The organism is Brevundimonas sp. (genome assembly GCF_036659295.1).
GTDB lineage: Bacteria > Pseudomonadota > Alphaproteobacteria > Caulobacterales > Caulobacteraceae > Brevundimonas.
In genome coordinates, this window is record NZ_JAVXCU010000038.1 from 1 (window position 1) to 24363 (window position 24363).

The 24363-nt window shown below is 61.3% G+C and carries 29 protein-coding genes; 5 read left to right on the top strand and 24 right to left on the bottom strand.

Features of this window, described 5'->3' with window-relative positions; all coding sequences use genetic code 11:
• Positions 1-51: 51 nt before the first annotated feature.
• On the bottom strand, positions 52-654 hold the full coding sequence (locus tag RSB01_RS08520) for a hypothetical protein (RefSeq protein WP_332591937.1): 603 nt from the start codon (positions 652-654) through the stop codon (positions 52-54).
• 195 nt (positions 655-849) lie between these two features.
• Here RSB01_RS08520 and RSB01_RS08525 point away from each other — a divergent pair, with 195 nt between their 5' ends.
• Positions 850-1788, top strand: a complete 939-nt coding sequence (locus RSB01_RS08525) for an Hsp33 family molecular chaperone (RefSeq protein WP_332591938.1) — start codon at positions 850-852, stop codon at positions 1786-1788.
• 71 nt (positions 1789-1859) lie between these two features.
• Here the strand turns inward: RSB01_RS08525 and RSB01_RS08530 are convergent, their stop codons facing one another.
• The 7 genes from RSB01_RS08530 to RSB01_RS08560 all read right to left on the bottom strand — a co-directional run bounded on the left by RSB01_RS08530 (position 1860) and on the right by RSB01_RS08560 (position 9004).
• Positions 1860-2228 (bottom strand): hypothetical protein, encoded by a 369-nt coding sequence (locus tag RSB01_RS08530; RefSeq protein WP_332591939.1) that lies wholly within the window; start codon positions 2226-2228, stop codon positions 1860-1862.
• A 77-nt stretch (positions 2229-2305) separates the two neighbouring features.
• Positions 2306-2995 (bottom strand): phosphate regulon transcriptional regulator PhoB, encoded by a 690-nt coding sequence (gene phoB / locus RSB01_RS08535; RefSeq protein WP_332625299.1) that lies wholly within the window; start codon positions 2993-2995, stop codon positions 2306-2308.
• Between the two features lie 34 nt (positions 2996-3029).
• A complete protein-coding gene (phoU, locus tag RSB01_RS08540; RefSeq protein ID WP_332590796.1) occupies positions 3030-3776 on the bottom strand; it encodes a phosphate signaling complex protein PhoU in 747 nt (248 codons plus the stop codon).
• 7 nt (positions 3777-3783) lie between these two features.
• Positions 3784-4665: a phosphate ABC transporter ATP-binding protein PstB gene (pstB, locus tag RSB01_RS08545; protein WP_332590797.1), complete on the bottom strand. Its 882-nt coding sequence runs from the start codon at positions 4663-4665 to the stop codon at positions 3784-3786.
• Positions 4666-4670: 5 nt separating this feature from the next.
• Complete coding sequence (pstA, locus tag RSB01_RS08550; RefSeq protein ID WP_332590798.1) at positions 4671-5966, bottom strand: phosphate ABC transporter permease PstA; 1296 nt, start codon at positions 5964-5966, stop codon at positions 4671-4673.
• Positions 5959-7389: a phosphate ABC transporter permease subunit PstC gene (pstC, locus tag RSB01_RS08555; protein ID WP_332590799.1), complete on the bottom strand. Its 1431-nt coding sequence runs from the start codon at positions 7387-7389 to the stop codon at positions 5959-5961. Before pstC ends, pstA begins: the two co-directional genes overlap by 8 nt.
• 175 nt (positions 7390-7564) lie before the next feature.
• Positions 7565-9004, bottom strand: coding sequence for an ATP-binding protein (locus tag RSB01_RS08560; protein ID WP_332590800.1), 1440 nt, complete (start codon positions 9002-9004; stop codon positions 7565-7567).
• A gap of 189 nt (positions 9005-9193) precedes the next feature.
• Here RSB01_RS08560 and RSB01_RS08565 point away from each other — a divergent pair, with 189 nt between their 5' ends.
• Together RSB01_RS08565 and RSB01_RS08570 are read left to right on the top strand one after the other, a co-directional pair.
• Positions 9194-10597: a PAS-domain containing protein gene (locus tag RSB01_RS08565; protein ID WP_332590801.1), complete on the top strand. Its 1404-nt coding sequence runs from the start codon at positions 9194-9196 to the stop codon at positions 10595-10597.
• Entirely contained in the window at positions 10491-11456 is a 966-nt protein-coding gene (locus RSB01_RS08570) for an ATP-binding protein (protein WP_332619998.1), read from the top strand. Before RSB01_RS08565 ends, RSB01_RS08570 begins: the two co-directional genes overlap by 107 nt.
• Positions 11457-11511: 55 nt before the next feature.
• On the opposite strand, the gene RSB01_RS08575 is transcribed toward RSB01_RS08570, so the two are convergent.
• Positions 11512-11721 carry a hypothetical protein gene (locus tag RSB01_RS08575; RefSeq protein ID WP_332590803.1) on the bottom strand — a complete coding sequence of 70 codons (210 nt, stop codon included), beginning with the start codon at positions 11719-11721 and terminating at the stop codon, positions 11512-11514.
• 36 nt (positions 11722-11757) lie between these two features.
• Positions 11758-13035, bottom strand: a complete 1278-nt coding sequence (gene aceA / locus RSB01_RS08580) for an isocitrate lyase (RefSeq protein ID WP_332625300.1) — start codon at positions 13033-13035, stop codon at positions 11758-11760.
• 169 nt (positions 13036-13204) lie between these two features.
• Between aceA and RSB01_RS08585 the strand changes: the two genes are divergently transcribed.
• A complete protein-coding gene (locus RSB01_RS08585) occupies positions 13205-14650 on the top strand; it encodes a short-chain fatty acyl-CoA regulator family protein (protein WP_332619662.1) in 1446 nt (481 codons plus the stop codon).
• Here the strand turns inward: RSB01_RS08585 and RSB01_RS08590 are convergent.
• Positions 14629-16095 (bottom strand): hypothetical protein, encoded by a 1467-nt coding sequence (locus RSB01_RS08590; RefSeq protein ID WP_332619663.1) that lies wholly within the window; start codon positions 16093-16095, stop codon positions 14629-14631. The genes RSB01_RS08585 and RSB01_RS08590 overlap by 22 nt on opposite strands.
• A 95-nt stretch (positions 16096-16190) precedes the next feature.
• Positions 16191-17171 carry a WYL domain-containing protein gene (locus RSB01_RS08595; RefSeq protein ID WP_332591713.1) on the bottom strand — a complete coding sequence of 327 codons (981 nt, stop codon included), beginning with the start codon at positions 17169-17171 and terminating at the stop codon, positions 16191-16193.
• A gap of 99 nt (positions 17172-17270) precedes the next feature.
• Between RSB01_RS08595 and RSB01_RS08600 the strand changes: the two genes are divergently transcribed.
• Complete coding sequence (locus tag RSB01_RS08600; protein WP_332591712.1) at positions 17271-17543, top strand: hypothetical protein; 273 nt, start codon at positions 17271-17273, stop codon at positions 17541-17543.
• Position 17544: 1 nt separating this feature from the next.
• Here RSB01_RS08600 and RSB01_RS08605 read toward each other — a convergent pair whose 3' ends face one another.
• The 12 genes from RSB01_RS08605 to RSB01_RS08660 all read right to left on the bottom strand — a co-directional run.
• Positions 17545-17922, bottom strand: coding sequence for a cupin domain-containing protein (locus RSB01_RS08605; protein ID WP_332591711.1), 378 nt, complete (start codon positions 17920-17922; stop codon positions 17545-17547).
• Positions 17923-17995: 73 nt separating this feature from the next.
• Positions 17996-18217: a hypothetical protein gene (locus RSB01_RS08610; RefSeq protein ID WP_332619664.1), complete on the bottom strand. Its 222-nt coding sequence runs from the start codon at positions 18215-18217 to the stop codon at positions 17996-17998.
• Positions 18162-18428 (bottom strand): hypothetical protein, encoded by a 267-nt coding sequence (locus RSB01_RS08615; RefSeq protein WP_332591709.1) that lies wholly within the window; start codon positions 18426-18428, stop codon positions 18162-18164. Before RSB01_RS08615 ends, RSB01_RS08610 begins: the two co-directional genes overlap by 56 nt.
• A 34-nt stretch (positions 18429-18462) precedes the next feature.
• Positions 18463-19215, bottom strand: a complete 753-nt coding sequence (locus tag RSB01_RS08620; RefSeq protein WP_332591708.1) for a hypothetical protein — start codon at positions 19213-19215, stop codon at positions 18463-18465.
• A gap of 68 nt (positions 19216-19283) precedes the next feature.
• A complete protein-coding gene (locus RSB01_RS08625; protein ID WP_332591707.1) occupies positions 19284-20702 on the bottom strand; it encodes an NAD(P)(+) transhydrogenase (Re/Si-specific) subunit beta in 1419 nt (472 codons plus the stop codon).
• A 24-nt stretch (positions 20703-20726) separates the two neighbouring features.
• Positions 20727-21095, bottom strand: coding sequence for a hypothetical protein (locus tag RSB01_RS08630; RefSeq protein WP_332591706.1), 369 nt, complete (start codon positions 21093-21095; stop codon positions 20727-20729).
• A gap of 19 nt (positions 21096-21114) precedes the next feature.
• A complete protein-coding gene (locus RSB01_RS08635) occupies positions 21115-21399 on the bottom strand; it encodes a hypothetical protein (RefSeq protein ID WP_332619666.1) in 285 nt (94 codons plus the stop codon).
• The gene (locus RSB01_RS08640) at positions 21396-21683 is read right to left on the bottom strand and encodes a hypothetical protein (protein ID WP_332592213.1); all 288 of its coding nucleotides are present in this window, start codon (positions 21681-21683) and stop codon (positions 21396-21398) included. The genes RSB01_RS08635 and RSB01_RS08640 overlap by 4 nt, the downstream gene beginning before the upstream one ends.
• A gap of 2 nt (positions 21684-21685) precedes the next feature.
• Positions 21686-22003 (bottom strand): NAD(P) transhydrogenase subunit alpha, encoded by a 318-nt coding sequence (locus RSB01_RS08645; protein WP_332592212.1) that lies wholly within the window; start codon positions 22001-22003, stop codon positions 21686-21688.
• 2 nt (positions 22004-22005) lie between these two features.
• Complete coding sequence (locus RSB01_RS08650; RefSeq protein WP_332625301.1) at positions 22006-23139, bottom strand: Re/Si-specific NAD(P)(+) transhydrogenase subunit alpha; 1134 nt, start codon at positions 23137-23139, stop codon at positions 22006-22008.
• Positions 23140-23279: 140 nt separating this feature from the next.
• Positions 23280-23531: an aa3-type cytochrome c oxidase subunit IV gene (locus tag RSB01_RS08655; RefSeq protein WP_332591070.1), complete on the bottom strand. Its 252-nt coding sequence runs from the start codon at positions 23529-23531 to the stop codon at positions 23280-23282.
• 73 nt (positions 23532-23604) lie between these two features.
• Positions 23605-24363, bottom strand: a 759-nt coding sequence (locus RSB01_RS08660) for a serine hydrolase (protein WP_332625302.1), incomplete at its 5' end; no start/stop codon positions are given.

Below are 24363 nucleotides of genomic sequence, written 5' to 3' on the forward strand. Positions count from 1 at the left end.
GCTAAACAGCCCCCTTCACGCATGAATTTTTCAATTCATCGCCTTTAGCATCTATTTGCCGCTGATTTTGCGCTGTTCCAGTGCGATTGCGCCGATAGCTGCGGCGACCAGACCCACGGCCAGCAGAGCGGCACCTTCCTTGGCGTGGTCCTTGGCAAAGTCGGTGGCATAGTCACGCGCATCTTCGGCTGCGCGTCTGGCCCGTTTGGCATAACGGCGCGAAGTGCGGCTACGACGCGGGCCATCACGCCAGCCGTCGAAACGCTCGCGTGCACCATCGGCAAAATCGCGGGCGCGATCGCCTAGGTTATGGCTCAGTTCCTGCGCGCGGTCCGAAAGGTCGTGCATGCGATCCGATGCGCGGGCCTTCAGACCCTGCGCACGTTGCGAAGCGCGTTGACCCAGGTCCCCGGCATCGTCGTGCACCCGTGCGCTCATCTGTTCCAGACGGTCACGCAGGGCCTCGGTATCCACCCAGCCGCGCGGATCGATACGATCCATCAGCACTTCATAGCGGCGCGGGCCCGTGCGCTGGCGCAAGAACAGGGAGGCAAAGCCCACAGCCGCCAATACAGCCACGCCACCGGCGACAATGCCGGGATGCTTGCGGACTTCCGCAATTACTTCGTCGATCAGGTGCGTCGTTTCGCTCATGCCTGCCGTCTCCGATAACTATAAGGGTTCACAAACATCAGCGGTTTGCAGGCACAAGAGTTCCCGAAAACCGCATAAACTTCGCAATGAAGTTTGCCATACTAGGCTTTCGTCACAAGCCCCGCCCCTTACAAATACGGCCTTGCCTCACTATATTGCGCGACTTCTAGTTTATTCAGTATTTCAGGCCCCAAATTGACCGACGCAACCGCTCCTATCAGTGCCCTGCATGATGATCTGGCCGCGGCCTTCCAAATCGAAGGCTGGCCTGTACGTGGCCGTCTGGTCCGTATGGGCGACGCCATCAACACCATCCTGTCGTCGCACGACTATCCACTGCCCGTCGCCCGCCTGCTGGGCGAAGCCTGTGCGCTGGCGGCTCTGGTCGGTTCGGCCCTGAAGTTCGACGGTCGTCTGCTGATCCAGGCACAGGGCGATGGTCCTGTGCGCTATGTGCTGGCCGACTATGGCACCGACGGCACCATGCGCGGTTTCTGCCGCTATGATGAAGGCGAACTGAAAGCCCTTTGCGACAGCAAAGAAGCCCCCGGCGCGCAAGACCTGCTGGGCAAGGGCCTGTTCATCATGACGCTGGACCGTGGCCCCGACTTCGAGCGCACACAGGGCATGACCCCCATCGAAGGCGACAGCCTGTCGTCCTGCGCCGAGCATTACTTCATCCAGTCCGAACAGATCCCGACCAAGGTCAATCTGGCCCTTGGACAGATCACCACCGACACCGGCACCCAGTACCGTGCAGGCGGTGCGCTGATTCAGGTCATCGCCGGTGACGAAGCCCGTGGCTCGACCGAGGAAATCTGGGACCGCACCCGCGCCCTGTTCTCGACCCTGTCCGACGAAGAACTGGTCGATCCGACCATCACGCCGGAAACCCTGCTGTATCGCCTGTTCCACGAGGACGGCGTGCGTCTGGAAGGGCCGACCGCCCTCAAGGCCCAGTGCCGCTGCTCGCGCGAGCGTATCGTCACGGTGCTGCAATCCTTCTCCGAGGATGACCGCAACGAAATGGTCGAGGATGACGGCCTGATCCACGCCAACTGCGAATACTGCTCGACCGACTATCACATCGATCCGGTAGAGGTGACGGTTCCCGCTCCCGAAGCCCGCCACTAGGGCTCGTCAGACATAGAAAAAGGGCGCTGCGGCCTTGGCCACAGCGCCCTTTTTCTTGCCTCCTGCCATATCTAGCAGGGGTGTTTCTCGGCCATCCATTCGCGCACGGCCTGTGTCACCGTGATATTGCGACGGGCTTCGGGAATAGCGCGAAAACGGCTTTCGATTTCCAGCGCGTTGAGCGAAACCTTTTGCGGCATGCAGATGGTTCGCGGCTGGCCACGCGCTTGAAGCGCCTCCTGCTCGGAGCGCACCGTCGAGAAGGCTGTCTTCAACTCGTTCATCAGTCTGCGCGTGGACGGCAGCAACAAGGCCGAGGCATTGCGCGGAATACGCTCCGCCGATGCCAGAAACTGTCTAACCGTCTGTGCCATGGCGGGTGTACCGCTCAGGCTCACGATTACAGCCGCCAAACCCAAGTACGAACCGATGCGCTGCATTGGATTGCCCCTGCCGTGTTGTGACAAAGCTTCAAGCCTTGCCACAACCTACAGAGGCAAACCGGCGTTCGTCCAGACTAGCTGTTCAGGTCCAGCGAGTAGCCGGCCGAACGCACGGTGCGGATCGGGTTGACCGTGCCCTCGACGTTCAGCGCCTTGCGCAGACGGCCGACGTGGACGTCCACGGTGCGGGCCTCGACATAGACGTCCGAGCCCCAGACCGCATCCAGCAACTGTTCGCGGCTGAACACACGGCCCGGATGCTTCAGGAAGTGATCCAGAAGGCGGAATTCCGTCGGGCCGAGATGGATTTCCTTGCCCGCGCGCGAAACGCGGTGGGCCACGCGGTCCATGACGATGTCGGCATGGTTGACGCGGTCATCGGCCAGACCCGGACGCAGACGGCGCAGAACCGCCCGCATACGCGCCGTCAGCTCGGTCATCGAGAACGGCTTGGTCATATAATCGTCGGCGCCGGTATCGAGGCCGCGCACACGGTCGGCTTCTTCGCCGCGTGCCGTCAGCATGATAACCGGCAGGTTGCGGGTTTCGGACTTGGCGCGGATACGACGGCACACCTCGATGCCTGACAGTTGCGGCAGCATCCAGTCCAGCAGGACGAGGTCCGGCTGGCGTTCCTCGATCATCAGCCAGCCCTCCTCGCCATCACCGGCGACGGCGACCTCGTAACCTTCCTTTTCCAGATTGTACTGGAGGAGCGTCGACAGCGCGTCCTCGTCTTCCATTACCAGGATATAGGGCTGCATATCGGACTCTCTAATCGTGGAATGTCAGGTCAGGTCAATCGGCCGACGGAGCTTCATTGCTCGTCAGGGTCGGCGTAGGCGCTGCGTCCTCGCCGGGAGCCGGCACAGCACGCGGGCGCTCGCCCATCATGTCTTCGCCGGTAATCTCGTAGTGAACCGTCTCGGCGATATTGGTCGCGTGGTCACCAATGCGCTCGAGGTTCTTGGCCATGAACAGCAGGTGCGTGCAGGCCGTGATGGTGCGCGGGTCACCCATCATATAGGTCAGCAACTCGCGGAAGAGCGCATTGTAGTGCTCGTCCACCTCGTCATCGGTCTGCCAGACGCTCATCGCGCGCTCGACCTCGGAGGCCGTATAGGCATCCAGAACATCGCGCAGGCGGTTCGACACCAGACGGCCCATGCGCTCGATGGAGCGCGTCAGCAGTTGCATCGGCTCGCCTTCGGCGAGGATCAGCGCGCGCTTGGCAATGTTCTTGGCCAGATCGCCTGTGCGTTCCAGATCCGAGGCCAGCTTGATGGCCCCCAGTGTACGGCGCAGGTCCGACGCCACCGGCTGACGCAGGGCGATCAGGCGGATAGCTTTCTTCTCGATGTCGTAGTGCAGCGTGTCCAGTTTGATATCACGCTCGATGACCGCGCGGGCCAGCGCCACATCGCGGCGGGCCACGGACTCAATGGCATCGGCGACCTGCGCCTCGGCAAGGCCGCCCATGCGGACGACCTCTGCCGTGAGCTGGTTCAGCTCGTCACCATAGGCTTTGACAGTGTGCTGGTTCATGTCGCTCTTAACCGAAACGGCCAGTGATATAGTCGAGCGTGCGGCGCTCGCGCGGATTGGTGAAGATGTCTTCGGTATCGCCCGTTTCCACGATGTTGCCCATGTGGAAGAAGGCCGTGCGTTGCGACACGCGGGCCGCCTGCGCCATCGAGTGGGTAACGATCACGATGCAATAACGCTCGCGAAGTTCGTCGATCAGCTCTTCGATCTTGGCGGTCGCAATCGGGTCCAGAGCCGAGCAAGGCTCGTCCATCAGGATGACTTCAGGCTCGACGGCAATGGCGCGGGCAATCACCAGACGTTGTTGCTGACCACCCGACAGACCGGTACCCGGAGCATGCAGACGGTCGGCGACCTCGTCCCACAGTCCGGCACGTTTCAGTGCCGACTGTACGATATCTTCCATTTCCGACTTCGAGGAGGCCAGACCGTGGATCTTCGGACCATAGGCCACGTTCTCGAAGATCGACTTGGGGAACGGGTTCGGCTTTTGGAACACCATGCCGACCTGTGCGCGCAGCAGCACCGGATCGACCTTCTTGTCGTTGATGTCCTCGCCGTCCATCTCGATACGGCCCTGAACGCGAGCGCCCGGAACAGTATCGTTCATGCGGTTCAGCGTACGCAGGAAGGTGGACTTGCCACAGCCCGACGGGCCGATCAGAGCCGTGACCGCCTTATCGGGGATGTCGAGGCTGACGCCGTGCAGCGCCTGCTTGTCGCCGTAAAAGACCGAGACTTCCTTGGCTGAAATCTTGATCGGGCCAAGACCGGCGCGGGCGCTGTCGCCCACGGTCGGGGCGACCGAGCGGGTCGGTTCTGCGCCAGCGCCGGTCGATTGACCTTCCGGAGCATAGGCGACGGGGGTGCGGATAAGCTTGGTGTTCATAGACATTACCACCGGCGTTCGAAGCGGCGACGCAACAGGATTGCGGCGGCGTTCATCACGATCATGAAGGCGAGAAGGACAAGGATGGCGGCTGCGGTCCGTTCGTGGAACGCACGCTCCGAGGCATTCTCCCAGATATAGATAAGGGACGGCAGGGCACCACCGGGCGCATCAATCGCCGCAGAAATACCCGGCACAAAGCTGATCATACCGATCAGAAGCAGCGGGGCGGTTTCACCCAGCGCGTGCGCCATAGAGATGATCGAACCCGTCATTACCCCTGGCATGGCCAGCGGCAGGACGTGACCGAACACGGTCTGGGTACGGCTGGCACCCATGGCCAGTGCAGCATCGCGGATCGAAGGCGGTACCGCCTTCAGGGCAGATCGGGTGGCGATGATGATGGTCGGCAGCGCCATCAGGGCCAGTACCAGACCGCCAACCAGCGGACTGGCGCGCGGCAGGTGCAGGAAGTTGATAAACAGAGCCACGCCCAGCAAGCCGTAAACAATCGACGGAACAGCGGCGAGGTTGTTGATATTGACCTCGATGATCGCCGTCAGACGATTACGCGGCGCATATTCTTCCAGCCACACGGCGGCAAACACACCGACCGGAATGGCGATCAGAGCCGTTACCGTAAGCATCAGGGCCGAGCCGATCACAGCCCCCAGCAAACCCGCCAGTTCCGGCTGGGTGGAGTCACCCTTGGTGAACAGGGCCGAGTTGAAGTGGGCGCGGATCACGCCTTGCGATTTCAGGCTGTCCAGCCACTGCATCTGCTGGTCGCTGACACGGCGCAGGTTTTCGGGCGTCTCGCGGGTAATCTTGCCCTTGAGATACATTTCCGCATCGTCCGACAGCGGGGTCGTCAGCGGAATAGTCTGGCCGATCAGCGCCGGCTGGGCACGGATACGGTCGGCAGCGATGAATTTCAGCTCCGACGACAGAAGCGCCCGCATGGCCGTAGCCTTGCTGCCGTTCGCGTCATCGGCCACGCCCATACGCACCAGCTGCTGCTCGGCCACCATCTGTTCGAAATTGGTGCCTTGCGGATAGGCGCGGTCGATACGGGCCGGATCCATATAGACCGGCAGGGTCAGGCTGTGGGTATAGAAGGCCGTATAGCCCTGCATCACAATGCTGGTCAGCAGGATGGCAAGGAAGGTCAATGCGATCGCAATCGCACCACGCCCGAACCATTTGAAGCGGGCTTCGCGGGCATAGCGCCCCTTCAGGCGAGCCTGAAGTTTCTCGGCGCGGGCGCTGACTGCGCCGGATTTGGGGGCGGCGTCAGTCATATTGTTCACGATAGGCTGCCACGATACGCATAGCGACAATGTTCAGGATCAGGGTGACGACAAACAGCGTCAGACCCAGACCGAAGGCTGCCAGCGTTTTCGGGCTGTTGAACTCCTGGTCACCGGTCAGCAGCGTCACGATTTGGACGGTGACGGTGGTGACGGTTTCCAGCGGGTTGAGCGTCAGCTTGGCGGCAAGACCTGCGGCCATGGTCACGATCATCGTCTCGCCGATAGCGCGCGAAACGGCCAGCAGCAGAGCGCCCGCAATACCCGGCAGAGCGGCGGGCAGCAGAACCTTTTTGACGGTTTCGGACTTGGTGGCCCCCATGGCGTAGGAGCCGTCACGCAGGGATTGCGGCACTGCGTTCATGATGTCGTCCGACAGGGACGACACGAACGGGATCAGCATGATGCCCATAACGCAACCGGCCACCAGAGCCATCTGGTTCTGGACCAGCATCAGATACTGGCCAAGACCGTCCAGCGGTCCACCGACCAGCCAGCTACCGATCGTATTGAAGAATACGCGCAGAGCCGGACCAACGGTCAGGGCAGCAAAGAAGCCGTAAACCACGGTCGGCACACCGGCCAGAACCTCGAGCAGCGGCTTGACCACAGCGCGGGTCGTCTTGCTGGCATATTCCGACAGGTAGATGGCCGAGAACAAACCGACAGGTGCCGCAACCGCCATGGCGATCAGCATGATCAGGAAGGTACCGGCAAACAGCGGCACGGCCCCGAAGGCACCCGACGATCCGACCTGATCGGCACGGATGGCGATCTGCGGGCTCCACTGGGTGCCGAACAGGAACTCCAGCGGCGACACCATGCCAAAGAAGCGCAAGCTGTCATAAACCAGCGAGAAGATGATGCCGACGGTCGTCAGCACGGCCACGGTGGCGCAGGCAAACAGAATGCCCACCACCCAGGCCTCGACCGCATTACGCGCCCGAAGATCGGGACGGATACGCAGGAAGACAAATAGGCCGCCCAGAATGGCTGCGATCACCGATGCGACCAGACCACCCCATTGCAACAGCGAATGGATATTCTGGACGCGACGGCCCTCGGTCGGCAGCAGTTCGGCATAGGGAGCCGCCCAGATTTGCAGCGCCTCGCCGCCCTGCCCCACACGTCGCGCATCGGCCATGAAGGCCTGACGGCGGAAGGGTTCAAGCTGCTCGACGGCTTCGGGGCTGCCCGCTGCCATCAACTGGCGTTCGATCGGTGCCGAAAACACCGAGGCCAGAATCAGGATGGCCAGCGCAGGGGCCAGCACACCGATCACAGCATACAGACCATGCTGGCCGGGGCGCGAGTGCGGTTTGACGCCTTGGCTGCGCCGCACGGCCAGTCGCCTGCCGCCCAGATAGGACAGCACCGCAAACACAGCCATGAAAATCAGGAAAATCCAGGTCATTCAGGTCCGAGACGCAATCTTACGGCCCACCATTGGGCGAGCTTTGAATTCGGGCCGAAAATGCCCTTGAAAGGCGAGCGGAATAAGACGGATGCATGACAGTTCTGTTACAGCGCCCGGCCGCCATTGTGTCGGCTTTGCAAACACCTGAACCGCTTCGTTAAGCTTTTAATATTTAAAAGATTTCTTCTGTCGGCTGAGTTGCAACACTCTTGCGATCAGGTGCCAGAGGGAAGGCTGCGGCAAATAGCGCACCTGTTCCCAGAGCACTTTCCACAGAAAGTGCGCCCCTGTGACGTATTACAATATGTCGCACTATGGCCAGTCCCAGCCCTGTCCCCTGCCGCTCGCCACTCTTTTGGCCCTCGATGCGATAGAATCGCTCGGTCAGACGCGGCAGGTATTCTCGCGCCATGCCGGGACCATGGTCGCGCACCGTCACGACGACATAGCGGGCCCCCTGTTCGCGATCCGGCGTCACCAGTGACAGGCGCGTGCTGTCGGCCATGCGCGTCTGGAATGTCTCGTCCAGTGTGCGGCCACGCTCGATCGTGACTTCGATCTTGCCACCCGCCGAGGAATATTTCAGCGCATTGTCCACGAGGTTCTGCACCACCTGCACAATCTCGTCGCGCTCGCCGGTCACATCGGCCCCGCCAATCCCCAGATCGGCGTCTATCGTCACCTGCCGCTCGTTGGACAGGACACTGACCGCATCCAGCACATCGGAAGTCGCGCGCGACAGGTCCACACGACCATCGGGGGCGATATGCTCGTTCAGTTCGATACGCGACAGCGACAGCAGGTCGGCCACCAGTCGGCTCATCCGGTCGGCTTGGGTGGCCATAATATCGAGGAACCGGTCCCGCGCCTTGGGGTCATCCTTGGCGTGACCTTTCAGGGTCTCGATAAAGCCCGACAGCGAAGCCAGTGGCGTACGCAGCTCGTGGCTGGCATTGGCCAGAAAATCCACGCGCATCCGCTCGATACGACGCAGGTCCGTCTCGTCCTTGAGCGTCAGCAGCACCAGTGCCTCGGGGCGCCCCTGCCCGTCGTACAGTGGCCCGTCGCGTTCAGGCAAAGGATGGACCTGTGCACGCCAGTGGCGCTCGTTCGCACCGCCCGAAATATAGTCCACGCGCGAGGCCTCGCCCGTAAACAGGGCATCATCAATGGCCTCCAGCACCGTCGGTTCGCGGATCACCGCCACCAGCAAACCTCCGGCAGAACTGACCGGAAACAGTTCGCGTGCTGCGGCATTGGCCAACAGGATGCGCCGTCCGGCAATATCGTCCGCCTCGCCACCCGATATAATCATCATGGGGTCAAAGCTGGCTTCGAAGACGTCGGTCATCAGACCCGTATCGCCATTGGTCTCGACCGGACTCTCGGCCACCAGCGGCGCATAGACCGCCCCCGATACCGGCCTGCGGTTCACGAACCAGGTCGTAAAGGCCACCGCCACCGCGCCCATCACCATCCAGCCCGCCACAGCAGGCTGCATCACGGCCAGAACCAGCATGATGATGACCGACAAGCCGCCGCTGGCGCCCGCTGTCCAAAGACGCGACGTCGCCACAGGGGCCACAGGTGACTGCTGGGGTTCGTAGCTCATACCAATCCGTATCAGACCTAGTGCGACACCCTGAAACATCGGGTGCGATTCATTTCCCACGGATTAGCATCCGGCTGCAACAAGCCTGCGACGAACACAGAAATCAGGCTTTTCACAACTTTGGTAATAATGCTCTTTGCATCAGCCCAGATTCGAATAACATTGGATTCTAAATAGAGGGCGTGAACTATGGAGCGTATAGCGGTCCTTCAGCTTCCCGCACCGCAATGGCCGGTTTTGGCCATCGGGTTCTATATCGGGCTGATACTGACGCTGGCCATGATGGCGATGCGCGTCATCAAAACGCGCTCCAATACCCACAGACGAATATGGGCCATTGCCACCGTATTCTTTGTCGCCCACGCAATGTGGTGGGCCAGCTATCTGGCCGTCCCCCAAAGTCTTTTCGACGGCCTGAACCCCGAGCTTTCGCTTGTGTCCCAGATTCTGGCCCTGACCACAGTCTCGGTCGTTCTGCGGCTGCATATTGCCCGTTCCGGTGCGGCCAATCCGTTTACCTATACCCTCGCTATCGTGGCCGTTTTTGCACTGGGTAATATGGCCACCCTCGCGACGGGCTGGCTGTCGCTGGGGGTCGTTCTAAACATCCGGAACGGGGTGACAGGACCGGTCATTCTCCTTGCCCTGCCCGTCATGTTCATACTGGCATCCACGCTTCGGCCGCGCAGGACTATTCGGCAGGAGATTCTAACCGTGTCGGCTCTGTGCGGTGCGCTGACCGCATGTACACTTTACGGGCTGGCCCTGATGCTAAGTCCCGCAAAAACCTCATGGGCGACTACGGATTGGCTCATCGTGTGGGCGCTCGCAGCGGGTTGCGCGCTGTTGTTTTGCACGGTGCTGTTTGTGGCGGCCCTCTGGCAATCCCAGAAGCGCTTTGTCGTCGACCTCAGCAGTGCCATCGAAGCCCTGCCTATCGGTCTGGCCCTCTATGACGACCGCGACAGACTGCTGATGTGGAATAACCGCTTCCAAAGTCTGGGCCAGAACAACCGCCCGCACCTAAAGGTCGGCATGACCTATTCAGAAGCTCTGAGTTCAGGGATGAAGTCCAGCCTGTTCGCTCCGGATGCTACCGACGATTCCGGTTGGCTGGAGCAAAAGCTGAAAGAGCGCGGCCCCGGTGACTGGCTGGTGCAGTCGCATGACCAAACGCGTTGGGTGCGACTGCAAAACCGCCGCATCGCCCATCGTGGCCTTGTGACGATTGCTTCGGATTTCACCGAACAGAAACAGCATGAAGCCGAACTGGCAGCCGCCCTCGAACAGGCCCGCAGCGCCAATCAGGCCAAGAGCCGTTTTCTGGCCAATATGAGCCACGAAATCCGCACGCCCCCTGAACGGCATCATTGCCCTGACCGAAGCTCTGTCACAGTCGACCCTGAGCGCAAAACAATCCGAGATGGTCGGCATTATCCGCTCTTCCAGCGACAATCTGCAGTCCCTGCTCAGCGACATCCTCGACATGGCCCGTATCGAGGCCGGACAGATCAATATCAATATGGAGCCCTTCGATCTGGGGCGTCTGGTCGAGGATATCCAGAAACTCTATGCCAATGCCGCCAGCGATAAGGGCGTACAGTTTTCCTGCCATGTCACATCCAGCGCGCAGGGCTGGGTCATGGGTGATGCCAACCGCACCGGCCAGATCCTCAACAATCTGCTGGCCAATGCCGTCAAATTCACCGCCGCGGGCCATATTTCGATCTTTGTGACCCGTCAGGGCCAGAATGTCGTCTTCCGTGTGGACGACACCGGCATCGGCTTTGATCCCGCCAAGTTGCGCCACCTGTTTGGCCGGTTCCAGCAGGCCGATGACGAGATCACCCGCCGCTATGGTGGTTCGGGTCTCGGTTTGGCCATCAGCACCGAACTGGCTCATAAAATGGGCGGCACCATCGAGGCCACCAGCCAGCCGGATCAAGGGTCCAGCTTTAGCCTGTCCCTGCCTATGGAGCCGATCACGGTCTCCAACCCTGCCGCCACAAACCCACAATCTGTCAATGAAGCCCCTACGCCCGTCATACAGACGCCGGAAGTGACGGTTTCCCCGGAATGTCTGCAAGTTCTACTGGCCGATGACAATGCCACCAACCGCCGTGTCATCCAGTTGATACTCGACAAGGACAATATCCAGCTGACCGAGGTCGAGAACGGGCAAATGGCGCTGGAAGCCTGTGCATCGCGCGCCTTCGACCTGGTGCTGATGGACATGCAGATGCCGGTCATGGACGGGCTCAGCGCCACCCGTATGATCCGCGCGTTTGAGACCCGATCCGACCGACCGCACACGCCCATTATTATGCTGACGGCCAATGCCATGCCCGAGCATGTTTCTGCATCACTGGAAGCGGGTGCCGACGCCCATCTGTCCAAACCGTTCAACGTCAACCAGTTGCTGGACCTGACCTATCAGCTGACAGCACGCTAAAAACCGCCCGAAGATCATCTTCGGGCGGTTTTGCATTGGTCCGAACACCAACAGCCTATTCGTAACCGTGGGCGGCCTCGTTGATCACCTGACTGGGCATGGACGAGAAGTCCACGCTCAACGGGCGGTTCACCTTGGACTGGAAGGTCTTGATCACATGCTCCAGTCGGCGACGGGCTTCCTTCTCGCCCTCGCCTGCTCCGTCGAGGCCCAGCGGGGCCAGACAGTAGTCGATGATGGCTTGCGGTCGTGACAGGGGTTCCATGACGGGACCCTCCTTTCCATAAGTAGACGCGGGGGATCAGGCGGCGCTGAACTGGGCCGTTTCGGTGGAGTCTTTCAGAGCCGTGGTCGAGGAGCGGCCCTGCGAGATGACGGTGGCGACATCGTCGAAATAGCCGGTGCCGACTTCGCGCTGGTGGCGGGTCGCGGTGTAACCGATAGCCTCGTTGGAGAACTCGCGCTGTTGCAGCTCCGAATAGGCCGCCATGCCACGGTCGCGATAACCCGACGCCAGCTCGAACATACCGTTGTTCAGGCTGTGGAAACCGGCCAGCGTCACGAACTGGAACTTGTAGCCCATTGCACCCAGCTCGCGTTGGAACTTGGCAATGGTTTCCTTGTCCAGCTTGGCTTCCCAGTTGAACGACGGCGAGCAGTTATAGGCCATCAGCTTGCCCGGATGCTCTTTCTGCACGGCCTCGGCAAAGCGTTTGGCATCATCCAGATCGGGGTGCGAGGTTTCCCACCACAGCAGGTCCGCATATTTGGCATAGGACAGGCCGCGCGCGATGCAATGCTCAAGTCCGGTGCCTTCCTTCAGACGGAAGAAGCCTTCCGGCGTACGGTTTTCGCGGTCGATGAACGGGTGATCGCGCTCGTCGATATCCGACGTAATCAGTTGCGCCGATTCCGCATCGGTGCGGGCCACGGTCAGGGTCGGGGTGCCGCAAACATCGGCAGCAAGACGGGCCGCGATCAGGTTGCGCTCATGCGCCTGTGTCGGGATCAGAACCTTGCCTCCGAGGTGGCCGCACTTCTTCTCGGATGCCAGTTGATCCTCGAAGTGGACGCCCGCAGCGCCTGCCTCGATGAAGGCCTTCATGATTTCAAAGCTGTTCAGCGGACCGCCGAAACCGGCCTCGGCATCGGCGACGATCGGGGCGAACCAGTCACGCTTAGCACCGCCCTCGGCATGCTCGATCTGGTCGGCGCGTTGCAGGGTACGGTTGATGCGGCGGCACAGTTCCGGCGCGGCGTTGGCCGGATACAGCGACTGGTCCGGATACATGGCACCGGCGGTATTGGCATCGGCGGCAACCTGCCAACCCGACAGATAGATGGCCTTCAGACCCGCACGAACCATCTGCATGGCCTGGTTCCCGGTCACAGCGCCCAGGGCGTTGATGAAGGGCTCGTCGTGCAGCAGCTGCCACAGACGATTGGCGCCGCGCTCGGCCAGGGTGTGGGTGATCGGCACCGAGCCGCGCAGCCGCAGGACGTCCTGCGGGGTGTAGGGGCGCTCGATACCGTCGAAACGGCCTGAAGGCGAAGGAACCAGATCGGCAAAAGTGGTCATGGCGTTTCTCGATTTGCTTGGAGCGATTTTCTTGAGGTGCGACCGCAGCCGCCGTCCGCTTCAGAAAACACACCCAAGTCACAAATGACACACCACCACCCCACAGATTAAAGTCATTTAGTCATGATATGACTTGACGCATTCAGTCACATTGTGACCAATCCCTGATATGCAGGATAATACCGACCGCAAACTATTCCTCGGGGCCCGCCTCAAACGGGTACGCCGCGATCTGGGCCTGACCCAGACGGCCATGGCCGAGGACCTTGGCGTGTCGCCGTCCTATCTGAACCATATCGAGCGCAACCAGCGCCCCGTCTCGGCGCAGTTGCTGCTGAAACTGGCCGAAACCTATGATGTCGATCTTCGCACCCTGAACCAGTCAGGGGTCGTCGATGCCGCCCGCCTGTCCGAAATACTGGCCGACCCCGTCTTCAAGGGCTTTAGCGCCCCGCGTCACGAACTGATGCAGGTTATCGAGGAAGCCCCCGCCGTAGCCGAAGCCCTGTTGCGGCTGTATCAAACCTTTGACGACCAGCGCGCCCGTATGCGCGCCGCCAGCGAACAGGGCGAAGGGCTGGATGATGGCGCGCCCGCCGACTGGGTGCGCGAATATCTGCAATCACGCGGCAACCACTTTCCGGAACTGGACACACTGGGCGAAACCCTGTTTGCCGCCCTGCAGAACGATCGCGCGCCGCATGCCGACGGGTTCGAGCCTGCTGCACGTCAACGTCTGGCCGCCCGTCACGGGCTGACGGTTCGCACCCTGCCCGCCGAGGTTATGGTGCAGTGGACGCGCCGTTTTGACCTGCATATGCGCCGCCTGCTGCTCAGCGAGACGCTGGGACCATCATCGAGGGCCTTTGCCATCGCCTATCAGTTGGCCCTGTCCGAGCATGGTACCGAGTTGAACGCCATGGCCGAGGTCGCCCATGCGCCGGATGCCCCGACACGCAATCTTTTGAAAGTCGCCCTGACCAATACCTTGGCTGCCGCAATCCTGATGCCCTATGCCGCCTTCCAGCGTCTGGCCGAGGAAAGCCGTTATGATATCGGCAGGCTACAGGCCAAGTTCGGCGTCTCCTATGAACAGGCTGCCCACCGCCTGACCACACTGTCGCGCCCTTCGGCTCGCGGGGTGCCCTTCTTCCTGATGCGGGTGGATCAGGCGGGCAATATCTCCAAACGCTATGCCACCGGCGCGTTTCCGTTCTCGCGCTTTGGCGGAGCCTGCCCGCGCTGGCGGCTGCACTCTGCGTTCCGCACACCGGGCCGGATCATCACCCAGATCATCGAAACGCCCGAACAGGACGGCAAGCCCGCCAGCCGCTGGTTCACCTTTGCCCGCACGGTGGATCGTCAGGGCCATGACGGTTTCGCAGATCGTCAGGACCTCGCCATCGGTATGGGCTGCGAGTTGCAACACGCCCATCGCCTGATCCATGCACAGGGGCTGGACCTGACCCATCCCGAGGTCACGCCCATCGGCCCCGCCTGCCGCCTGTGCCATCGCCACCCGTGTGCAGAGCGGGCCGCCGCCCCCATCGACCGCCCTCTGGCCGTCGATGACTGGGCCAAGTCGGTCAGTCCCTATCCGTTTGCACCCGACTGAGGCTGCGTTTTGGGCTGCGCGCTATTCAGAATGACACGGCCGTCCCGATAGCTGACATCCCAGTCCGACAAGATACCCATCACAGCCGCCGCCGGATCATCCGAACCCTTGGCGATCATATCCAGCATCAGACTGGCCACCTGCATACGCCCGCCCTGCGCCGCATAGTGGATCAGCCATTCCGAAGCCGTCAGCACGCCATCCTCGCGATTGGCGTCAATCAGCGGTCGAATAAAGTCCAGAAAATCGCCGCCTGTCTTTGAGTGTTGCCCGCCCTCGGCCGCCATTGCGAATACCGCTCCACACGCATAATAGGCGCGATGCTCGCCGCGCGCGCCCGCCTCGGCCACCGGCTTGCCTGCATATTTCACGCAGTCGTCGATCTCGGTCTGAAGCTCGGCCTTGTCGTCATAAGACGGATCGCGCGCCTTTAACGCCCGCACCGCCATCAGATCGGCACCGCCTTCAGTGATCCAGGCATCGCGCGCATATTCATAACGCACCGTCTGACCTAGCCAGAAATGCGCGGCTTCATGGGCAATGAACCACAGGGCGCGTTCACGCACCGCATTGGTCGGCTGGATAATCCCCTGCCCTTCGAAATTCATCACAATCAGTCCGGGCATCACACTGCCGCCCATGCTGGTCATCCGGTCGGTCGGGCCGTTCCAAGCGGCCATCAGAACAGGCTTTTCCGCCCCTGCCGCCGCCTGCCCCAGACGCTGGCGATACCATTGGCCAGTAACGGGTGCCGCCTCGGCCAGGGTGTCGGACATCCATTGCGGCAAGGCCGGATCAAGCACCGCCGTCAGACCCTCGCTGCGGGTCACATCGGCATCCCCCATCAGCACATAAGACCGCTCGTTCTGGGTAATCAGGTATGGACGCCGCTCGCCGGCAAACAATACAGGGCCCGCCTGATCGCGCCACGAAACCTGCGTCGGCCCCACCGCCATCTCGACGCCGTTCAGATCCGAAGGCAGGGCTGTCACGTCTGCCACACTGTTCATCGGGAATACCGACATCTGGTGCGTCGGCAGGGCCACAGCCCCATTGGTAAAGGTCAGGGTCGGATACTCGGCTTCGAGATTTACCCCCTTGGGGCGCACCCGAAACTCCACCGTGCGTGGCACAGGACTGCCGTCTTTCGTGCGCAGAATGTCGTAATGCCCAGCCCGATCCAGCACCACATTGGGCGTCATGACCGTCCACTGGGTCGGTCGCCACGGCTGGCGCACCTCGCTGATCAGGGCAGAATCCCAGAACGCCCATACCGGTGCGTCGCGATCCATTTCATAACGGACCAGCAGGGTTTCGCCCTGTCGTTCGACCTCGGCACGCGGTGACTGAGGCGCTTGTTGCGCCAAAACCCCGCCAGATGCACAGCCCGATACCGCCACGGCCATCAAGGCCAGCCCCGCCACCAAAGGCAAACCAATACGCAAAGCTGAAATCTCCCGTTTACGCGCCAAGCCTAGACAGCAAACCCCGCCTGTCAGCTTACAAATCGGCAAGATACAGCCACGGTTCCGTCACAGCGTTATCCGGCAATGGTGGCGCGGGCCTTTTCCAGCTCCTCGGCCATGACCTCTTTCAGGCGCTCGGGCTGGATGATCTGGGCCTGCCCGCTCCAGCTGAACAGGTGCCATGCCAGTTCGCGCATACCGGACGCACGAAAGCGCACCAGAACCGAGCCATCGTCCTGATCTTCCAGCGCCTGTGTCGGGTGCCAGCGCCAGCTCCGCGCCTCGTCTGCGGCGTCGGGGGCTATCCTCAGGACCACATCCTCGATCTGGTCCTGATAGATGCCGAAGGACTGGCTGGCAAAAGCGCCAAGGTCGAACTCTGCAGGCGGACGCGCCATGCCGTCGCCGGTGCCGACGCTGCTCATCCGGTCCAGCCGGAAGGTCTGGATACGTTCGGCCTCCGGCACATAGGCCACCAGATAGTTGGCGCGCCCAAACATCAGACCACAGGGGGTGACGCTGCGCGTACGGGCCTCGGCTCCGGGGCGCGAATAGATGAAATGCAGCGGCGCTTCGGCCAGAACGGCCCCGCGAATAGTGGCCAGCACCGTCTCGTCCGCACCCGGCCTCGGCCCCGCCTGAACGGCAATGGTTTCGGCCCGCACCAAGGCTTCCAGATCAGGGGCCATCCGGTTCAGCGTGGTGGATCGCATCGCCGCCTTGATCTTGCGCTCCAGCCCTTGCAGCGCCGCCGCCCGCGAGGGATCACCCGTGGCATGAAGACTGGCAGCGGCCTTGGATAGCTCCAGCATTTCGGTGGCCGTCGGGGCCTGTTCGAACGAAGACAGACCGCCACGGATGCGCCAGCGTTTGGACGGCGGGTCGCTGATTTCCTCGGCCTGCGGGAACAGCATCAACACCGCATCACGCATACGCTCGGCCGTGCGGCGCCCGACACCCATCTGGGATGCCATTTCATTGATGGTCAGGCCCTCGGCACTGGCCGCCATGCCCCGCGCCAGATCAATGACCATGGCCGCCTTGTCATGCCGCATGAAACTTCTCCACAGATGTACGTCCGATTTAGTCGCAATACTGTTTCATAAACAACCTGTCAGCAAGAGGCGAGCGCCTCAAAAGCAGGAGTTTCACAAATGGCCTTCTCGTTCGCCCGCACCGCCGCCGCCCATGCCAACACTGTCGCGCAAAGCCCGTATGCGGTTGCACCGACCCTGCGCCCGTTCGAGCGCAAAACCTTTGCCGAGCGTTATCTGATCGTGCCGTGCGAAACGGAAACCGATCTGGCCGTTATCTGGGACCGTCAGGAAGAACAGGTCGTCGATGTGATCTGTGCCCCGCTGGGCCGCTATTCCGACGAAGACGCCCTGTGGGACGAGTTCCGCGCCGAAACCCCGAAGGCAGCCTGATTTAGTGAAATTGCGGATCGGGCTTGGCGATACGCCCCGCCAGCGCCCATGCGCCTTGCGGCACCAGTCGCACCCACGCCCCCGCAGGCGCGCTCATCCAGTGGCCATCGCCTGCAACGGAGTTTTCGCTATGCACCGGACCGCCCGTAGCGATTTCCAGTACCAGTGGCCCGCCCATATAGCAGGTCCACATCTCTTCCTGATCCATCGGAACCCATTGCGGATCGTTGCCCGCGATCAACAGCCGATAAGTCGCCACACGTTCGGCATCTGCTTCCTGCCCCGGAAACAGGCGGAAATATCCGCCCTCGGGGTGTGGTGACAGACCCAGATTCATCGCCACTTCTTCGGCGGTGAAGTCGTCTTCGCTGTCGCTCATGATCGTAGCTGCGCAGGGTGCATAACCAGCCTATAAGGTGATCCGTCCACCCCTGCCAAGGCAGCCTATGCCTTCAGGGGATATGCGGGCGCGGATCGACCGGACGCCATGCACCATCCTCGAAAATATAGTCGCCGCCGCCCATCCACGGGACACGCGTCAGCGGCCCGCCTGTCCGGCCCGAAGCACTGACATAATAGCGGACACCCGCACGAAGTGGCGATGCCGCCACTGCGGTTTCAAACCCTGCCGGTGCCTGTCCGTAAACGACCTTCCAGCCGACGGCATTTGCCACCCGCAGCCTGAACCGACCAGACGGGCGCCATTCGCGTGTGCGTCATTTCCTGAACGGTCAGAGCATCCACGCAGGCTTTTTCCGGCTTGGCGACATCATTGCCGAAACGAGCCACAGGCTGTTCCAGCGAACCGCCAATATGCACCCCGATCATAGCCGAACACGCGGCCAGTAAAGCAAACGCCGGCACCACAAGGGTACCGGCGCGCAAGATCACAAGCCTGTTCACAGTTCGCCAGCCAGGATCAGCAACGTCCCAGCGGCGTATAACCCACCTCGATCTCGTCGATGCGGACATCCTTCAGTTCACGCAGCGCCAGAGCATTGAACTCGGTCGTGCAGTTGAAGCCGGTATCAACCACATAGTCCTCGCCCATCTTGGCCTTGATGGCATCGCGAATGCGGAAAGACGCATCAATCGTGGCATCGCCCACCAGTACGGCACCGGCACGAATACCCGGCATGGAGCGCAAACCTTCGCTTTCCAGATAGACCCACGGATCGGCCGCATTACCGCACAGGGTCAGGCAATCGGCCTTGAACCTTGTGTTGTCGCGGCTGATCGCAAACTCGCCCATGGTCAGGTTCAGTTTCTGGGGCAGATCAAACGCTTTCAGCGCCGCCATAGCCTGTGCGGAACAGGGCTGGGTCATCGGCACGATATAGCCTGTAACCTCGTTGTCGTCGGTGTGGACCCTGACGCGGCAACCACCAATTTCATAGGTCCGCTCGTCGCCGGACACATTACGCGCCGGACCCAGTTTGGATTCCAGATAGGCCACCTGAACGCCCATCATGGCATCCATCAGCACACCGCCAGCGGGAGCCGGAGCCGGAAGTACCGCAGCCGCATCGGCGGCAGCTTCCGTGGCATCCGCCTCGGCCACGGTCACAGCCGCATCGGCAGGTTTGGCGGCATCCTCTTTCGAACCACAGGCCGCCAGTGCCAGGATGCCACCTGCCACAGCCACGGTCTTCATCATTGCGCGAACGGTCATAGCCCCTCCAAAGCCTACTTATGACAACGCCTACCAACGCCTTTGACAGGCATTGGTTCGGCAAAAATCTATAGTCCCTTGACGATGCCCTCGACCATCTTCTTGGCGTCGGCGAACAACATCATGGTGTTGTCACGGAAGAACAGCTCGTTCTCAACCCCGGCATAGCCCGCCGCCATGCCGCGCTTGACGAACAGCACCGTGCCCGCCTTTTCGACATCCAGAATGGGCATACCAAAGATCGGGCTTTGCGGATCGGTCTTGGCTGCAGGGTTGGTGACGTCATTGGCCCCGATGACAAAGGCCACATCGGCAGAGGCAAACTCGGAGTTGATGTCCTCAAGTTCAAACACCTCGTCATACGGCACATTGGCCTCGGCCAGCAGCACGTTCATGTGGCCCGGCATCCGGCCCGCGACGGGGTGGATGGCGTATTTCACCTCGACGCCTTCTTCCTTCAGCTTGTCGGCCATTTCGCGAAGCGCGTGCTGGGCCTGAGCCACCGCCATGCCATAGCCCGGCACGATGATGACCTTGGAGGCGTTCTTCATGATGAAGGCCGCATCCTCGGCAGAGCCTTGCTTGACGGGGCGTGTCTCTACGCGGCCTTCGCCGCCGCCCGCTGCCGCATCGGCACCAAACCCGCCGAGGATCACGCTGATGAAGCTGCGGTTCATGCCCTTGCACATGATGTAGCTGAGGATCGCACCGGACGAACCGACCAGAGCGCCGGTAATAATCAGGGCAATGTTTTCAAGCGTGAAGCCCAGCGCCGCCGCGGCCCACCCCGAATAGGAGTTCAGCATCGACACCACCACCGGCATATCCGCGCCGCCGATGGGAATAATCAGGGTCGCGCCCAGTACCAGAGCAATGGCGAAGATCATCCAGAAGGCCCAGATCGCCGTCCCGCCCGTGCCGATCAGAATACCGATCAGGAAGACCAGCCCCGCCAACAAGCCGATATTGATCAGGTGCCGTGCAGGCAACAGGATGGGCGCACCGCTCATATTGCCGTTCAGCTTGGCAAAGGCGATGACCGAGCCGGTAAAGGTAATGGCCCCGATGGCCACGCCGAGGCTTAGCTCGACCAGAGACAGGGTCTTGATGCCGCCGCTGACGGTCGCAATGCCAAAGGCGTCGGGGGCATAGACCGCCCCGACGGCCACCAGACAGGCCGCCATACCGACCAGAGAGTGAAACGCCGCCACCAGTTGTGGCATGGCCGTCATCGGGACGCGGTTGGCAATCACCGCCCCCGTACCGCCACCGACCAGCACGCCGCCCGCAATCAGGGCCAGAGTCAGCGGATCAAGCGCACCTGTTGAAGCCAGCAGGGCCAGGGTCACGCCGATGGCCAGCGCCATACCTGCCATGCCCAGCATATTGCCACGGCGGCTGGTTTCGGGGCTGGAGAGGCCACGAAGGGAGAGGATGAACAGCACCCCCGCCACCAAATAGGCCAGTGCTGCGATAGAAGCCTTCATTACCCCTCCCCTTTGATCCCCGGATCAGAAGACGTTGATGATCGCCGGTGTTGTTCCGATGGAACCGGCCGCCGTGGGCGTGCCGTCCTTGACCAGCGCCACGCCAATATTTCCCTCGCCCGACAAACGGGTCAGGGTGCAACTACCGTTGTCCGCAGGCAGACGGCCCGTCGATGCGCCCTTGCCCTCGCGGGTCATGCGGTTCTGGTACACGCCACGGATCGCCACCGGACGGAAACGGCATTCCAGACGCCATGCAGCACCGTCCTGCGCAGCCACTGCCCACGGCAGGCCACCGTCCAGATTGCCCGCCACTTCCTTGGGCTGGGCCGTCGCTACAGAAGCGGCCATCAATGTCAGGCCGGCAGTCATGATCGAAACAACAGTCTTCATTACAGTCACTCAGTCACAGTCAGGATTTGATAAAGCTCTGGGTCCGGATCAGACGCCATAAGGCAGAGCTTATGAACAGTGGTCCGAGGATCACCAGAAGCCAATCCAGAAAACCCAGTTCGCGCCCGCGAAGGGCATAAAGGGCCAGATTGGCCGAGAACACGATCACCACGCCACAGTCCTGATAACGCATGCGCACCAGCGGCGACTGCGCCTTGGTCCAGCTCCACATCCATAGGCCGAACCCGTAGGCGATCAGTCCCCACGCCAGATAGATCGAGGCGTCAGAAGGTGTGATCGTCATGCCTTGCTCCGGCGCATAAAAGCACGCGCTGCCAGCAACAACATCAGAAACGCGCCCACGCCAAAGCCGGCAGCCGCATCGGTTTCACCGCTCTGGTAACGCTCCAAACCCATACCGACGAGTAAAGCACCAACAGCCGCTGGGTAGCCGATCGACACAAACATCTCCACCGCACGGCGTACCTTCTTGGGCAGACGTGAACTGAAGGCCACCAACACAATGACCAGACCAATCGCCACCGCTATAATGGTGGTGATCAACGCTGGCGAAATACTCATACCCATACTCAACGCTTATCCTTTTTGCGGTACATGGCCAGCATTCTGCGCGTGACCATGAAGCCGCCGAAAATATTCACACTGGCCAAAGTCACCGCCGCAATACCGGCCCCCTTGGCAATCCAAGCCTGTGCGCCATCACCCTGCCCGCTAAAGGCCGCCGCCGCCATCAGGCCACCGACGATAATCACCGAGGAAATGGCATTGGTCACCGCCATCAGCGGCGTATGCAGGGCGGGCGTGACGCTCCACACCACATAATAGCCCACGAAAATGGCCAATACGAAGATGGCTAGACGAAAGACGGTAGGATCGACGTATTCCATGTTCAGCCTCCAAGCCCTTCGTGAACCACCTGTCCCTGATGGGTGACAATGGCGGCTTTCAGGATTTCATCTTCAAGATCAATGGCCAATGCCCCGTCCTTCACCATCAGGCCGACAAAGGCCACAAGGTTGCGAGCATAAAGCGAACTGGCATCGGCGGCGATGCGCCCCGCCATATTGTTCCAGCCGACAATCTTTACGCCATTGGCCGTGATGGCGATCTGGTCCGGTTTTGAGCCGTCGACATTGCCGCCCGCCTCGACCGCCAGATCGACAATCACCGAACCGGCCTTCATCGAGGCGACATGGGCCGCTGTCACCAGTTTCGGCGCGGGCCGTCCGGGGATCAGGGCCGTGGTGATGACCACATCCTGTTTGACGATATGGCTGGCCGTCAGTTCAGCCTGTTTGGCCTGATATTCTGGCGACATCTGTTTGGCATAGCCGCCAGCGGTTTCGGCAGCTTTGAACTCTTCGTCCTCGACGGCCACGAACTTGGCTCCGAGACTCTCGACCTGTTCCTTGGCCGCGGGCCGCACATCGGTTGCCGTGACCACCGCGCCCAGTCGCCGCGCCGTGGCAATGGCCTGAAGTCCGGCCACGCCCGCACCCATGACAAACACCTTGGTCGGGGCCACCGTGCCCGCGGCGGTCATCATCATCGGAAAACCGCGCCCATAGGTGTGGGCAGCCTCGATCACCGCGCGATATCCGGCGAGGTTGGCCTGTGACGACAACACGTCCATCACCTGTGCACGGGTAATGCGCGGCACGAATTCCATGGCAAAGGCACTGGCCCCCTGCCCCTTCAAGGCCTCAACCGTCGCCTTGTCGCGATAGGCGTCCAGCATCCCGACCACCACCGCGCCCGATTTCAGCGCGCTGGTTTCCGACGCCGTCGGCCCGCGCACCTTGAGCAGGATATCGGCACCGGCCAGAACCGCCGCCAGATCGGCGGTGACCTTGGCCCCCGCATCCACATAGTTGGCATCCGAAATCGACGAGCCTGCGCCGGTCCCCGATTCGACCGTCACACTGGCCCCCAGTGCCACAAGCTTTTTCACAGTTTCCGGCGTTGCGGCACAACGGGTTTCCCCCTCGCGGCGCTCGCGGGTGACGGCAATGGCGATAGCCAAGATACTGCTCCTGATTTCCCCTCGAAGATCAGTGTTAGTTGATAGTGCCGACCAATCAAGTCGCTAAGGCACCTATCGCGCAATAAAAAAGCCCGCCTGAACCGGCGGGCTTTTCCAAAAGACAAAACTTGCCTTCAAACTCAGTGTTCTTCGCTCTTTTTACCGCGCAGAACAAAAATACCGATCGCCGTAACCACAGCTGCCGAAATGAAACCGGTGATGAAACCGGCACCGACAGCAAACCACAGCACCAGCAATACCAGCAGAGCCGCCATAGCCAGCGAGCACCATTTGGTCATGCTGACAAACAGATTGAACATCGATGCCTGCGCCGAGACTTCCATCTGACCGTGGACGTAATCGTGGGCGGTTTCTGCGTGCTGTTCAGCCATGGGACTTCCGGTAAAATGAGTCAGGATTTCGACGTTTCTTATAGCGCCGAGTTCCTGCCACTCAAGTCCTCGTTTAATCCAGCATCGCCAGCACATCGCGACTGAAGGCCGCAATGTCGAAAGATTTGCCCGCCGGGTCCTCTCCGCGCCGCACAATCACGATCTGTCGGCTGGGTATAATGACAATATACTGGCCGCGATTGCCGTTGGCGGCATAGGTGTCGGCGGGAACACCTTCGGAGCGGTTAAACACCCAGAAGGTCGCGCCATAGCCGAAATTGCCCGTCGGCGGCTGTGGTCCCGAAGGTATCGAGACAAACCGGCCCCAACCCTGCGGCAGGATACGCTCCCCCTCCCAAACCCCGTCATTCAGATAAAGCTGGCCCAGACGCGACAGATCGCGCGCCGTCGTCCAGACCTGTGACGACAGGATGTAGTTTCCGCGCCAGTCTGTTTCGGCATAGGTGCGCGTCATGCCCAGTCGGTCAAAAAAGGCGGCCGGAGGATGGGCCTCGAACCCCTTGGCAATGGCCATGACGGCCAGCAGGGTATCGTTATTGGCATAGCGATAGGTCGAGCCGACCGGATGCAGCAGCGGCCAGCCCGCAGCCTGTTCGTCCGCCGTCGTCCCGCCGAAATAAAGCGCATCGGTGCGGTTGCCCGCCGTGTCGCTGGTCAGGCCCGACGACATCCGCATCAGGCTCTCGATCGTGATGGCGGCGCGAGGATCACCGGCAACCTGCCAGTTGGCGATATCCGCCCTGTCCGAAACCTTGACCTCGCCGCGCTGCACCGCCGCACCGATCAGGGTGCCCGCAATGCTCTTGGCGAC